This is a genomic window from Clostridium kluyveri DSM 555, from assembly GCF_000016505.1.
Classification (GTDB): domain Bacteria; phylum Bacillota; class Clostridia; order Clostridiales; family Clostridiaceae; genus Clostridium_B; species Clostridium_B kluyveri.
Genome location: NC_009706.1, coordinates 550,183 through 564,141, shown reverse-complemented (window position 1 = coordinate 564,141; position 13,959 = coordinate 550,183). Strand labels below are relative to the sequence as shown.

General features: G+C 30.2%; 13 protein-coding genes and 1 pseudogene. 7 read left to right on the top strand and 7 right to left on the bottom strand.

Annotation, left to right across the window (positions count from 1 at the left end; translation table 11 throughout):
- Positions 1-130: 130 nt before the first annotated feature.
- From CKL_RS02885 to CKL_RS02865, 5 genes are all read right to left on the bottom strand, one after another.
- Entirely contained in the window at positions 131-469 is a 339-nt protein-coding gene (locus tag CKL_RS02885; RefSeq protein ID WP_011989154.1) for an ATP-binding protein, read from the bottom strand.
- Positions 470-1,293: 824 nt separating this feature from the next.
- Positions 1,294-1,857, bottom strand: a complete 564-nt coding sequence (locus CKL_RS02880) for a methyltransferase family protein (RefSeq protein ID WP_011989153.1) — start codon at positions 1,855-1,857, stop codon at positions 1,294-1,296.
- 224 nt (positions 1,858-2,081) lie between these two features.
- The gene (ltrA, locus tag CKL_RS02875; protein WP_011989152.1) at positions 2,082-3,902 is read right to left on the bottom strand and encodes a group II intron reverse transcriptase/maturase; all 1,821 of its coding nucleotides are present in this window, start codon (positions 3,900-3,902) and stop codon (positions 2,082-2,084) included.
- An 811-nt stretch (positions 3,903-4,713) separates the two neighbouring features.
- A complete protein-coding gene (locus CKL_RS02870) occupies positions 4,714-4,905 on the bottom strand; it encodes a DUF6366 family protein (protein ID WP_011989151.1) in 192 nt (63 codons plus the stop codon).
- 68 nt (positions 4,906-4,973) lie between these two features.
- The gene (locus tag CKL_RS02865) at positions 4,974-5,435 is read right to left on the bottom strand and encodes a glyoxalase/bleomycin resistance/dioxygenase family protein (protein ID WP_011989150.1); all 462 of its coding nucleotides are present in this window, start codon (positions 5,433-5,435) and stop codon (positions 4,974-4,976) included.
- Between the two features lie 2,272 nt (positions 5,436-7,707).
- Here CKL_RS02865 and CKL_RS02855 point away from each other — a divergent pair.
- From CKL_RS02855 to CKL_RS20225, 3 genes are read left to right on the top strand one after another with little or no spacing between them, the layout of a single operon-like run.
- Entirely contained in the window at positions 7,708-8,532 is an 825-nt protein-coding gene (locus CKL_RS02855) for an AraC family ligand binding domain-containing protein (protein ID WP_011989148.1), read from the top strand.
- Between the two features lie 23 nt (positions 8,533-8,555).
- Positions 8,556-8,978 carry a DUF2000 domain-containing protein gene (locus tag CKL_RS02850; protein WP_011989147.1) on the top strand — a complete coding sequence of 141 codons (423 nt, stop codon included), beginning with the start codon at positions 8,556-8,558 and terminating at the stop codon, positions 8,976-8,978.
- Between the two features lie 51 nt (positions 8,979-9,029).
- Positions 9,030-9,200 (top strand): DUF2188 domain-containing protein, encoded by a 171-nt coding sequence (locus tag CKL_RS20225; protein ID WP_011989146.1) that lies wholly within the window; start codon positions 9,030-9,032, stop codon positions 9,198-9,200.
- A 475-nt stretch (positions 9,201-9,675) separates the two neighbouring features.
- On the opposite strand, the gene CKL_RS20580 is transcribed toward CKL_RS20225, so the two are convergent.
- Positions 9,676-9,816 (bottom strand): hypothetical protein, encoded by a 141-nt coding sequence (locus tag CKL_RS20580; RefSeq protein WP_155814016.1) that lies wholly within the window; start codon positions 9,814-9,816, stop codon positions 9,676-9,678.
- 132 nt (positions 9,817-9,948) lie between these two features.
- Between CKL_RS20580 and CKL_RS21465 the strand changes: the two are divergent.
- The 4 genes and pseudogenes from CKL_RS21465 to CKL_RS02830 form a co-directional block, all read left to right on the top strand.
- Positions 9,949-10,641 (top strand): annotated as a pseudogene (locus CKL_RS21465) (methyl-accepting chemotaxis protein); the annotation flags it as partial.
- 59 nt (positions 10,642-10,700) lie between these two features.
- Positions 10,701-11,138: a CheR family methyltransferase gene (locus CKL_RS02840; protein WP_172634785.1), complete on the top strand. Its 438-nt coding sequence runs from the start codon at positions 10,701-10,703 to the stop codon at positions 11,136-11,138.
- 13 nt (positions 11,139-11,151) lie between these two features.
- Entirely contained in the window at positions 11,152-12,195 is a 1,044-nt protein-coding gene (locus CKL_RS02835) for a protein-glutamate methylesterase/protein-glutamine glutaminase (protein ID WP_011989142.1), read from the top strand.
- Between the two features lie 203 nt (positions 12,196-12,398).
- On the top strand, positions 12,399-12,824 hold the full coding sequence (locus CKL_RS02830) for a PaaI family thioesterase (protein WP_011989141.1): 426 nt from the start codon (positions 12,399-12,401) through the stop codon (positions 12,822-12,824).
- Positions 12,825-13,063: 239 nt separating this feature from the next.
- On the opposite strand, the gene CKL_RS02825 is transcribed toward CKL_RS02830, so the two are convergent.
- Entirely contained in the window at positions 13,064-13,900 is an 837-nt protein-coding gene (locus CKL_RS02825) for a helix-turn-helix domain-containing protein (RefSeq protein WP_011989140.1), read from the bottom strand.
- Positions 13,901-13,959 lie beyond the last annotated feature (59 nt).

The window sequence follows — 13,959 nt, the reverse complement described above, 5'->3', positions numbered from 1 at the left end:
CCTCCTATTTTTTTATATTAAAAAAAGAACACTTTAATGCTCTCTAATTTGTCAAAAATATATCACAAGTAGAAAGATCCAATTGTCCCGATATGGATCTACCCCATGCTTTTTGTAGTTTAGTTACAGCTTAAAAAGTTGCTTCATTATACAACATTTGGATATAGGAATTTTCCTTTAGATATCCATATTGTTCTAACTTCTGTTGAATCCATAAAACTAAATGAGATTTAGTAATATCCTGAATTTCTTTTAATGCTGCAAGTGTATTTTTACCTGTTACTCCATCTATAACTAACCCTGCATTATAATCAATATTCAAGTTATATTGGAGGAATTTAATTTGCTCTTTTAAAATATCATTATTTGGTGTGGAAGGTTGAAAAATTTTAGGAAGTACTTCTGCACTCATACCTATTCCAGTATCTGAAACACTTATAGTTATCTTTGTCATTTTTATAACATTCAATTATGTATACTGCCATTTTGCTTATTATATTTTATAGCATTATCAATTAAATTTAAATCATCCATATATATTCCAATGACATCTTTCCCAATTCATCATTTCGATTAACTTTATCTACTTTACTAAATTCACCCTTTTGAATGCTTCCTACTGAATTCTTCATTATATATATCTGGTTAGCCTAGAAAAATAAAAGATTCCAACAACTATACCAAGCATCAGCGTCAAAAGACCTGTACCATAAAACAATTTTTTTATATTACTGTAAAATAACTTTTTTTCTTTAATTGAATACTCCAGTTCCAAAATTGCTGATATATTGTTTCTATATTTGATTGGTGAATAAAAGTATTAAACTTGTATCATTCAGAACAAAGTTGTATTAGAGTATATTTGTTCTGTAAACTAAATCATTTTTAAATTATGTTGTTTTGCATATTCCTCAAGCTTATATTTCATTTCATCGCCCCTTAAATTTCCAACATATTAATTAAAATTCTGCACATCATATTTTTATAAGGTTATATCAATATATTAGATTAATAATATCTAACCTTGTGTGTAAACTAGATACTATGCTTATATATTGTTTATTTCTCTTTATACCGGGGATGGATAATCCCCGGTGTTTAATTCTGCTTGAAATTTCAATTAATCTATATTAAATTCTCTGTATAATAAATCCAATTTTGGACACGCTATTTATTAAAGTATTATTTTAATTTCTACTTTTCAATAATACAGTGTTCAAAACATTTATTCATTTTTTAATGTAATTATGAAATAAGAAAAATGCCAATTAATACAGGATTCTTTCTTTTACATCAAAGGTACCTACGGACTTTTTTACAGTATTCCAAGTATTCTTTGCCATAAATCTTTTTCAAAGAATCCTCTTCACGAAGAACTTGGCGATTAAAAAGCCAGAAACCTGCAATTAAGTACAACAATAATATCCAGTTTGAGAAAATTAGAAATACTCCAAGCAGTATAAACCCAAAAGCAACGTAAATAGGATTGCGACTAATTGCAAAAATACCTGTTGTTATTAGATCACCTGGTTTTTCTTCATCTATTCCGACTCTAAAGCTTTTTCCAAAGGAAATCAAGCTTAACAGAAATAATAAGAGTCCTATCACACATAACACTACACCAATCCAGCCAACAATCTCATTGTTAAACAATTCTGTTCCTACTTCAGGCAAGTTCAGAGCACTTGTAAATACAAGATAAAAGAAAACCAAAACAAATGGGATAATAATGAAGTCTTTTTTGTCTATCTCACCAAATTTTATAGCTTTAATACCCATTTTACGTAATAGAAAAACACGACATAAAATCATTATCACAAGTAAGATTATAGTTATAACCGCAAAATATCCCTGCATAATTATCGCTCCTTTTTGTTCGCTATAATTTACTTTACCATTCTTATTATTAACTATCACTAATTACATAATGCACCATATTATTCAATTTTCAAAAAAACAATTTATTTTACTTAGTATTCTGATAGGTAAGGTTTTGAAACTATCTCCACCTTTTCCCCCAGTTAACACCGTACGTGAGAGTTTCCAACTCATACGGCGTCCCATCAATATTTACTTATTTGCTATACATCACAATTTCCAACCATTTTACGAAGAGTGTTTATTTTTCTGATTTGGTATTTATCAAGTTTTAGTATATTTTTATATCTCTCTATGGTTTCTGCTACTGTAGCATGTATTAATTTGTGTATTGCTTCACTAACGATTATTAGATTTTTATATTTATCCGTTCCACCTTTTCCTTTAGGAATTTTATGGTGTACTTCGATTTCTCCATGTTCTAGTACCTTGCCTGTTATACCACATTTTCCATTTTGGCTTATATATAACGATATCCTATTATCATTAAACTCTACTGTAGCACCCCTAATTGGGTTTTCTGTAATATATCTCAGTAGTTTGGCATTGTACCTTTTTAGATTTTCATGTATTTTATTTCTTCCTTCAACAGTATAGCTATTTACACCTATTGGAAAGTTTAACGGTGGTTTTGTAGTTATTCCTGCAATCGGGTACAATGTCATTTTTGCTATACTTACTTCTTTGAAGTTATATTTTCCATAGAGTTTTTTATATGCTTCACTTTTGAAACCTTTTTTAGTAGATAAACCTCTTAATCTGTTATAAATAACTCGATTGACCAAATAGGCTATTTTGCTAAAATCTATGTTAACTTCTGTTGCCACTTTATAGTAATTATGCATTCCAAGAACAGTTGCATTGTACTTGCTTGCTACACTTGCATTTGCTCTTTTCTGTATTTGTTTTACTCTATCTATTAATGTCTTTCTTATTCTTTCCTTCGCTTTATCACTAACATTTGATGTTATAACATGCTTTTTATTTTTTGATTTTAGTTTGAATTTAAAGCCTAAGAATTCAGAGTATTTTTGTTTTAGGTTAACTATAGACGATTTTTCTTCATTTATTTCCAGCCCTAATCTCTCTTTTAGCCACATTGTCACAGCTTTAAATATCTTTTTAGCATTATTATAGCTTCTACAGAATAGCTTAAAATCATCTGCATATCTTACTATATAAACTTCTTTTAATTTACTTCTTTTCAATGCTTGATATTTAAAGATTTCTCGTTTGTAAGGAAATTTGCTTTTGAGTGTTTGCCATTGGTTACTAATCCACCAATCTAATTCATTTAGAACTATATTTGAAAGCAATGGTGATAAAATTCCACCTTGAGGTGTACCTTTATTTGGTATCCCTACCCCTTTAATTTCTGCTTTTAACATTTTGGATATTACACATAGTAGATTTTTATCCTGTATACCCATTGTCCACATTTGTTTCAACAACTTACTGTGATTTACATTATCGAAGAAACCCTTTATATCAATATCTACGACGTATGTTAGTTTATTTATATTTGCCAATGAGTAAGTTCTGGCTATAGCATGATGTGTACTACGATTGGGTCTAAAGCCATAACTATCTTTATGAAACTTAGCTTCACATATAGGTTCTAAGACTTGTTTTATACATTGCTGTATTATTCTATCCTCAATTGTAGGTATACCCAAAGGTCTCATTTTACCATTGGGCTTGGGTATTTCCACTCGTCTAACCGGTTGAGGTTTGTAGTTAATAAGTCTCTCCCTAACATATATTGCTAATTCATCAGGGTTTTCCTCTCCAATATCCATTATTGTATTTGTGTTAACACCTTGGGTTTTACTTCCCTTATTCTTCTTTATGTTTCTGTATGCTAGGAAAATATTTCTTTCATCGCAAATTAAAGTTAGCAGGTTTTTAAATTTCTTACCTTTATTACTTTCCTCATATAACGTGTCAAAATATTTTTGCATATCATAATATTCGCTGTTTCTCAATTTTTGTCTTTTCTCGTGCTTTTTCTTTAAGGTTGTCATTAGTCGGTTAGTAACTCCATTTCTGAAATTTTAGCCTCTTTTAGTCATACTCGAACCTAATGATTATTGTGATTATTTGCTTTAATGTAAATATTGACTAGAGCCTATCCCTCCATTAATTATTATCTTAATTTCATAGGTACTGTGGCTCTACTTTCACATTGATTAAGATAAGTTATATCTATTTAAGAGAATTTCCCTATCAACATTTCATTGGAAATAAGTCCTTCATGTTCAACGCTTACCACGTTCCAATAATTTTATCTTTTCATATATCATTAGGTGTTTCCTATAAGCCTATTCAAACAATAATGCCTATAACATTATAAGGTTTTTCATAACGCGAAATCTTACTCAACCTCTTGGACACTATATTTGTAGCAATAACATTTCTATTATTCAAATTTTTAGACCCTTACAATCAGTCATTCGTCAGATACTTTCTTTATTTTGTATCATACTCACCATAGATATTTTATAGACTCCCGACCTATCATACACTTGACCACCTCTGGTTCACATTTCCTCAGCATAATCCGTTAGGGTGTACTCTCAGCCGACTTCAACGAGCTATCTGACACTTCAATGCTTATTCATTAAATGCCAGTCGTAGATTAGAGAAAGCCCTTCAAAGCGTTACCTCATCATTTGACTTTTCAAACTATCAGTTCTCCTAGGGAAATTAAGCGACTCCCTAGTGCCTAAGCTTTTCACTTAGGAACGTGTCGCACTCGCATAATTTTTATAATGTGTCCTAAACTATTTATAAAATCATTTAGATATATGACTGTAATGGCCTTAACAGACATTGTTAATTATTAATAGCAAAGAATATTAATGATAGTATTCCAATAACTATAATACTAATAATAATCCTTGTAAGTAAATTTCCCTTTGTTAATTGACTTAAATCACCTATCTGTGAACGATTTACTGAATCAGCCAAGTTAGCCATTGAATTTTTTTTATATTCTTCCATCTTACGTTTATCTTCTTTATCCATAATTTTACCCCCATAGTATTAATGAGTTTATGATTCCAATTATATGAATGTTTATAATTTGAGAGGATTTAATATTTACACATCTTAACAAATTCAACTGGATGCTGAATAATTTTTGATGTTTCCTCTACAGAATAACCCTCTGCAAGATAGTGCCTTGCTATAACTGCCATAGATTCTCCTATCTCTATAATATGATGGTCTGGATCATAAATCCGAACAACCCGTTGCTGCCACTCATGTTTCTTAGGTGGATGAACATATTCAATATTCTTGTAATCCTCTATTTTTTGCATAAATGCATCAAAATCATCTACTTCAAAATACAATTCCATATTGTTTGATTTCTCTATAACAGATTCAACCGGCAAACCTGTAAGCCATGTAAAATCCTCTTGTATTGCAAACCCACCACTAAATGTTATGTTTCGTCCTAAGTCAAGAACAACTTTTTGATCAAAAAGTTCCTCATAAAACTGCCTAGAAACATTCACATTTTTAACCGCTAACAGTGCCAATTTAAATTCCATACTAATCCTCCATCATACAAACATATACATAATTTTTCTTGCAAACAAATTTACACTTACCATATCTTTTTAAAATAATAATATCGTCTAATATATCCACTTACAGCATCCTACTTATTTCATTTATTAATTTAATTATATAAGAATTACAGAATATTGTTAAACGCTTTATTTTAGATTGATTATAATAATCTTATCTTCAATAATATATTTTATTCTGCCATCATCACAATTAACAATAGTATTTGTATTTAATAGAGAGAATATAGAATTATATAAACTCTGCCAATCATCAAAGCCCCGCCACCTGTGGGTTTCCACCGGCAAGTGGCAGGGCTTTTGCGTTCAAAACAAGATTCTATCTTTTTAAGTAATAGCAGCTTTTCCAAATTAAAAGCAAAGAACCTGTTGACTACCTTTATATCATTAACATATGATATAAAGGTAGAATTTCAAGAGGGATTTATTATGTCATTAAACCATGTGATTCTGGGGCTTCTAAACGGAGAACCATTGACCGGATACGAAATCAAAAAAATAATTCAGAATACACCTTTTATGTATTGGTCTGAGAACAATAACCAGATATATAAAGCATTTGTTGAATTATTGGACGAAGGCTTTGTTACAAAAAAAGTGCAACACCAAGACGAGTGCTTTTTTATGATAATATTATTTTAAGGAGTCTAAACTTATACTATCTTGTGGTAGTTGCATTTAAGTTTTAAGTATCCTGCAACTACAGACACCAGTTTACATTTATGCTTAGGGGGCATACTTTATAAACTACTAATTCAGCATTGGTACTTGTCCACTAAATGTACTTATAATTATAAGTAGTATTTGTTACAACTTAATGGCATAATGATTAACTATTTGTGAACAGATTTTATTATCTTATCACTTTATACGCTAAGGTAACCAGTGTATCACTAGTAATATTTTACACGCTAATTCTTAAAATTTCCTTAAAACAATCAAATAATAAAATAAGCACCTCAATGCTAAGTGCTTATTTTCAGTATTATTTTAAGGGTTCAGTAAATATATAACTTATAATAGTTGCATTTAAATTTAAAGTGCCCTGCAACCACAGACACTGGCTTAAATTTATACATCATGGGAAACTAATTTTAAGCTATTTACACTATTTATTATATACGGTATTTGTTACCAAACAATGTCATATATAATAACTATCTGTGAACAATATAAAAAAATAGACATCCTGAATAAAGGATGCCTGCTTTACGTGTAAAGAGTTTATTTTTATATTAGATTTAGAGTGGTTGGCTGCATCCATATTTAAAGTACCCTGTAAACACAAACACAGCCTTATGTATCCTCAATGCCCAGGGGATATTATAATATTATACATGCCTTATTGTGTATTATATACATCAATTGTTACTATGTTATTTTGTACAGGTTAAATAAATATTTACACATACCAAAAGACACCTGAACTTAATCAATTGCCTCAAAAACTACATATATTTTAAATACTTTTGTACATAGAGAAACAAGTACCACTTTATTATTTCAGGTACTTATTTCTCTAATAGGTCACAATGTATGTGATAAAGATTTAAACTTCGGAGATTGTCACCAATTGCATTGCAATAATAGCAACATATAATATATACTAACATATATTATAGCTAATGTACATACTCTTGTATATACATTAGCTATATTTTAAAAAGTCTTTATGAATATAAACAACTATTTTATATCCACACATAATAAAAAATAAGCACCTAAAATAACCAGTGCTTATTTTCACAATTTATTTTGAAGATAATAATATTAACAATATTATTTTTTATTTCCTCTAAGGCTATTTCCTTAGGACACTTATTATTATATATGGTATTTGTTACAATTTAATGTTATATTTATTAACTATTTATAAACAAAATAGACACGGTCTTAATAGTGCCTATCCTTAATTCCTGAATAATTCCTAATATTTTTGCTATCTATACTTTGCACTAAAAAATACCATACTCCTCTTAATTGAATAGTATAGTATTAATGTATATCTTCATGAATTTACAAAAGTCGATAATTACGGTAAGGTAAAATTTCAGGATAGAATGTATTCCCCAAATCTTACAAAAAGACAATAGAATAGACAACTAGCAGATGAATAATGTATACAAAAACATTGCTTATAGGCATGGAGAATTCACAGAGCAATATCATACAAGAATGATACGACAATTTGTGATACACTGATTATCAGATAGTTAGGAAAGAGGGTGCATTCTTGGGAAAAGAAGTAAGAACTGTGAAATTCGATTCAGATTTAATGATGGAAGCTTATCATTTTCAAGGGATTATGCAAAAATTCCCCAACCACTTTCATGAGTATTATGTGATTGGATTTATTGAAAACGGCCAACGGTATCTATCCTGTAAAAATGAGGAATATACTATAGCACCTGGAGATCTATTACTGTTTAATCCACGAGACAATCATACATGTGAGCAAATTGATGGTAAAACGCTGGATTATCGCTGTATCAATATTCAACCGGAGATTATGAGCAAAGTTGTTTTTGAAATAATGAACAGAGACTATTTACCCTATTTTACATCACAAGTTGCTTTTCACAGCGAATTAGTTTCACTGCTAAAGGAACTGCATTTGATGATCATGCAAGAGGAAAAGGATTTTAGAAAAGAAGAACTATTCTTTTTCCTTTTGGATCAGCTAATCGAAGAATACACAGAACAAGACATAACATCACCAAAAGTTGAACAGAGCACAGAAGCGAAAGCCATTTGTGAGTTTTTAGAACAAAACTACATGAAGAATATCACACTAGACGATTTAAGCAATCTGACTGGACTAAGCAAGTACTATTTATTACGCTCCTTTACCAAACAAAAGGGGATTTCGCCATACAGTTATTTGGAAACGATACGAATTGATAAGGCAAAAAAGTTTTTGGAGCAGGGCGTATTGCCAATTGACGTAGCATTTCAAACAGGGTTTACTGACCAGAGCCATTTCTCAAACTTTTTTAAGAAATTTATCGGACTGACACCTAAACAATATATGAACATCTTTAAAGATTTGCATTATTGAGTGTTTGTAAGGAGGACTTGAAAATGAATGATTCTAATATGAAATGCATTATGATTATAGATTCACAACTGCCAATTGGTGTCATAGCCAATACTTCCGCCATCTTGGGTGTAACACTCGGAAAGCATATCCCTGAACAGGTAGGGGACGATGTAATGGATGCTTCAAATCAAACTCATTTGGGAATTATTTCAATACCTATTACAATACTGCGCGGAGATAAGGAAATTCTGAAAAATTTGCGAGAACGTTTATATAAATCTGAATTTGGCGATTTGATAGTTGTTGATTTTTCTGATGTTGCACAAAGTTGTAACATATACAGCGAATATATTACAAAAGCAGCAGTCACATCAGAGCAAGACCACAATTATTTTGGAATTGCCATTTATGGGAATAAGAAAAAAGTAAATAAACTAACAGGATCCATGCCACTTTTAAGATAATATATGATAACATATTTATATTGAATATTGTATTAAAAGGAGGCGATTATAATGAGCAACTCAAATATTATTGGCAACCCTGATTCTGCAATATGGAAGATGCTAGGTATAGATAATTCTAAAACTACTAATACCAAACAAGAATCCATTGATATTGCTAAAAAAAAGATAAAAAATAAAAAATCTAAATTAGACATCCATGATAAAAATGATAAAATCTAAAAATAGTTACGGACATATCCATGCTCACAAAAGGCTAATTCTTATCATAGCTAGGAGTTAGCCTTAAGCATTGCTATCTTAACATCATCATTTCAATCTAGCCTTTTATATTTACACTTCTCTTTCACATAATTCCTTCTATTCCCAGTATAATAAACCTAATCTTACATATCCTATATTTGTGTAAAACTTTCCTTGTATTAAAGTTTTTATGTTTTCTATTTACTTTCTGAATATAGCCATTGTCTTTTTCACCACACCAGTGATGGATAATCCCTGGTTTTTAATTTTACTGCAAAATTTTTGCTATATACTAATCCCAAATTATTTTAGGATACTTATACCCACACTTTTTACCATTAAATACAAGTCTATCTTCATTAAAAAGAGCTCCAGATTCCTCTGAAACTCTGAATGTACTATGTCACAACATATTTTTTGTTGTTACTTTAACTCCTGTCCATATTCATAAGCTTCAACGATTTTCAGCAGCTTCCTTTATAGCCTTGCTGTACATTTTTTCCTGTTGTTTATCTGCCATAGAAGCAGCTTTACAAAGTTTCAAAATTGTTGACATAATACAAAAATACACTGTAGTTGCTATAATTATCCACATAAAAAGCCCTCCTAAAATTTACTTGTATAGAATTATCATCCAAACATTCTTTTTAACTAAATTTTTTATAATAGAATACCTGAAAATTATAACTTTTGTATGACATAATAAAGTGAATCTCATGTGATAAACCGCATGCATGAAATGCTAAAAGCCATGGATGAAATTAATGAGGCTTCCAGTAATATATGAAAAATTATTAAAGTCATTGATGAAATCGCATTTCAGACCAATATACTTTCATTAAACGCTGCCGTTGAAGCTGCAAGGGCAGGACAATATGGTAAGGGTTTTACTGTAGTTGCAGAAAAAGTGAGAAATCTTGCTGCAAGGAGTGCTAATGCAGCTAAAGAGACAACGGTACTTATAGAAGGATCTATTAAGAAGGTAGAACATGGTACAAAACAGCAGAAGCCTTAAATAGTATTGTTGAAGCTATTTCGAAAGCCACTACCCTTGTTGGTGAAATTGCAATTGCTTCTAGTGAACAGGCTTCAGGAATTTCACAGGTTAATCAGGGTATTATACAAGTATTGCAAGTTGTTCAAGCTAACTCCACAACCTCTGAAGAATGTGCAGCAGCAAGTGAAGAGTTATCTAATCAAGCAGAAATACTTAAGAACATGGTTAGTAGGTTTGAACTTAAAAAAGATAGTTCTCTTATAAGTAATTTTGATGAGTTAAATCCAGAGGTACTTAAAATGTTAGAAGGTTTAGCTGAAAAAAAATAGAGCTAGTACTAGTAATTCAAATGCGGCTGGTGATGAAGCCGCTGCATCCAAGCTTAAAATAGCATTAAGTGACAAAGAATTTGGCAAATATTAGTATGATTTAAAAAGGATGAGCTGAAAAGCTATCTTATTATCAAAAGGTAGGTAAGATCCATAGTTGCAATTACGAAAAAAGAATTCAAAAAACTCGCAGACTACATAAAAACTAATTATGGTATTCATTTGAAAGAAGAAAAACAGGCGCTTGTGGAGGGTAGGTTTCATAATGTACTTATGCAGAACAATTTTAATAGTTTCTCGGAATATTATGATAATGAAAATAGTGTACTGGTGGATAAGATAAGGAATGAAATCATATATAGAAAATTTAATCTCATGGATAAAGTATTTCCATTTAAACGGAAGTTTCATGTCATATTCTGCAGAAATGTAATGATTTATTTTGACACTAAAACAAAAACAGAATTGGTTCACAAATTCTATGGTATCACCGAGCCTGGCGGATATTTATTTATTGGTTATTCGGAATCCTTAAATAGAGAAGAAACAAGATACAAATATATTATGCCTGCTGTATACATGAAAGAATAATCAAGGTGATATTGTGCGGACGGGAAAAAAGATAAAAGTATTAGTAGTTGATGATAGTCTCGTATTCAGAGAAGTATTATCAAGGGGGATTTCCTCTGATCCATACATAGAAGTAATAGCAAAAGCTGTTGATCCCTTTGACGCAAGGGATAAGATACCGAAATTTCATCCTAGCGTTATGATATGTAATGTGGAAATGCCTAAGATGAACGGTATAGAATTTATACGGAGGCTTATACCACAATATCCTCTGCCTACGGTTGTTGTCAGTACAATAAGTGAATCGGTATTCGAAGCTATGAGGGCAGGAGCAGTTGATTTTGTTACAAAACCTGATGTCCAGTCTGTTAAAAATGTAGAGATATTTATAAAGGAGCTTATACTTAAAATTAAAATAGCTTCAATAGCTAAAGTACCTAATAGAGAATTAAATAATATATCAAGAGGGATCATAAGTCATAAAAGTAGTAAAGTAGTTAATAAAATAAAAATAATTGCAATTGGAGCTTCCACAGGAGGAACAGAGGCTATATACAATGTATTGAAATATCTTCCTAGAAATACTCCAGGCATTGTTATAGTCCAGCATATTCCTCCTATATTTTCACGTATGTTTACAGAAAGGTTAAATACTAATTCAATTTCCCTAAAAGTAAAGGAAGCCCAGACTGGAGACATAGTGGAAATGGGAAATGTACTAATAGTACCTGGAAATAAACATATGAGGCTTAAAAAAATAGACGGCAAATATAAAGTTGAATGCTTTTCTGGAGAACGGGTAAATGGTCACTGTCCCTCAGTAGATTTACTATTTGAATCTGTAGCAAAAGAAATTGGTAGTAATGCTGTAGGAGTAATACTAACAGGCATGGGATATGACGGAGCTAAAGGTCTTCTATCTATGAGGAAAGCCGGTGCAAGAACCATTGGTCAGAATGAAAAATCAAGTATAGTCTATGGGATGCCGAAAGTAGCATATGATATTGGAGCAGTAGAAAAACAAGTATCTCTTGAAAATATACCTAATTTAATATATTCATTAATAAAGGAAGGATAAGCTTATCCAATTGATTTTAGCATCGGTCAAAAGTTGATAGAATTTTTTATGCTATTAATCTTAATGCACTCAATATTTTTAAATCCAAAATCAGTATCTGCTCCTTGTTCTAATACTAGAGACCCCTATTATAAATGTGATACAATTTTTATATGCACAGGTTGACATTTTATAATATTTGTACAAGGATAGGAGGATAAAAAATGGATTATAAAAAGCTCATAGAGAAAAGAAATAAACCAGGTGATTTTGCAACAGATATTGGAGTAAAGATTCTGGAAATCAGGGAGGGCTACGCTTGTGGGGAACTCCTTATTAAGAAAGTACATATAAATCCCATTAATGCTGTACATGGAGGTGTCATTTTTACCTTTGCAGATATGGTGGGAGCTTCATCTACTGCATTTTGTGAAAACAGAGTTGCAACCTTAAATGGAACTATTAATTTTCTCAATGCTGCTATTGGTGTGGAAAAACTTATTGCAGAAGCTAGCGTGATAAAGCACGGGAAAAACACCATGGTAGTTAATGTAAATATTACTGATGAAAAAGAAACTTTTGTAGCATCTACAACATTTACCTATTATATTTTAAAAAAGATGAAGATTACCTTTGAGGATGAGAATTAAAAATAGCGGTAAGGAAAAAACGATATTCATAATGATACTACTAAAGGGAGTAATTAAATTGAGCTGTTATGTATGTAAAAGGCAAAAAATATAAACACATTCTATGTGTTGTTAGGATTAAACGAATAATATTGTGTAATAGTCTTATATAAAAACTAAGGTTGTTGACAGAAAAATACTTTCTGTCAGCAACCTTTTTACAGCTTCAAACAAGAGTATAAAATTAATCTCTTCAAATTTTATTTAGATTTAAATATTTGAAGTAATTTATTCAAAAATCCTGAATTAGCATTATCCATTTCTACCTGGTATTGGGTATAATAAGCATTCTCTATAACTTTTTTGAAACTTTTAACTTCCTTTATTAAACGTTCACTATTAGTTAAACACGATTGAAAAAATGCATTAAAATCATTTTGTAAATTCACTTTTAATTCGTTATTTTTACTGTCGATTTTTTTAGATACAAATTCTGTTATATTATTAATAAATTGGTTATGTAAATCTAGGTTAATTTCATTAATTTTATCGAATTTAGAGTTCAGATATTCTCTAATTTCCTCAAATAAATCCTGTTTGAATTTATTAAGGCTTTTATTTTGAGCATCAATAATTGTTAAGGTAATATTTTTAACATATAATAAATTGGCATCTTGTATATCTTTATTTAATTGAATTTTAAAATTGTCAAGTTGAATTCGCTGCTCTTCTTTAATTGAATCAATAAGTTCCTCAACCGATAATAAATTACTTCCTGGATGCTGGACTTCATTATCATTTAAAGGTAATTTACTATAATACTCTTCAATTTCTTTAAGAGTCATGCCTCTATTTTTTAATTTTATTAAAAATTCTAAATTATCAATATCATCATTAGTATAACGCAATTCTTTATCTATTATTTCAATTTTTAAAAGATTATCAAATATATTTGTATAGTATTTTATATTACTAATATTTTCATTCAACAAATCAGCAACCTGACTCATAGAATAATATAATATTTCGCCCCTTTTTCTATTTTGAATTTTATGTTCAACTTTTTGTGTATCTATATATTTATCTTTATTATCCATGATAATTACTCCCCCTCCTTCTTTTTCGAACAAATAGCAGGTAAGCTTAAGTAAAAAAT

What these genes read in the sequence shown, in the direction of transcription:
- CKL_RS02880 (WP_011989153.1), bottom strand. Translation starts at nt 1,857, where the DNA reads ATGCAGGGATATTTTGCGGTTATAACTATAATCTTACTTGTGATAATG.
- ltrA (WP_011989152.1), bottom strand. Translation starts at nt 3,902, where the DNA reads ATGACAACCTTAAAGAAAAAGCACGAGAAAAGACAAAAATTGAGAAAC.
- CKL_RS02870 (WP_011989151.1), bottom strand. Translation starts at nt 4,905, where the DNA reads ATGGATAAAGAAGATAAACGTAAGATGGAAGAATATAAAAAAAATTCA.
- CKL_RS02865 (WP_011989150.1), bottom strand. Translation starts at nt 5,435, where the DNA reads ATGGAATTTAAATTGGCACTGTTAGCGGTTAAAAATGTGAATGTTTCT.
- CKL_RS02850 (WP_011989147.1), top strand. Translation starts at nt 8,556, where the DNA reads ATGAATGATTCTAATATGAAATGCATTATGATTATAGATTCACAACTG.
- CKL_RS20225 (WP_011989146.1), top strand. Translation starts at nt 9,030, where the DNA reads ATGAGCAACTCAAATATTATTGGCAACCCTGATTCTGCAATATGGAAG.
- CKL_RS20580 (WP_155814016.1), bottom strand. Translation starts at nt 9,816, where the DNA reads ATGTGGATAATTATAGCAACTACAGTGTATTTTTGTATTATGTCAACA.
- CKL_RS02830 (WP_011989141.1), top strand. Translation starts at nt 12,399, where the DNA reads ATGGATTATAAAAAGCTCATAGAGAAAAGAAATAAACCAGGTGATTTT.
- CKL_RS02825 (WP_011989140.1), bottom strand. Translation starts at nt 13,900, where the DNA reads ATGGATAATAAAGATAAATATATAGATACACAAAAAGTTGAACATAAA.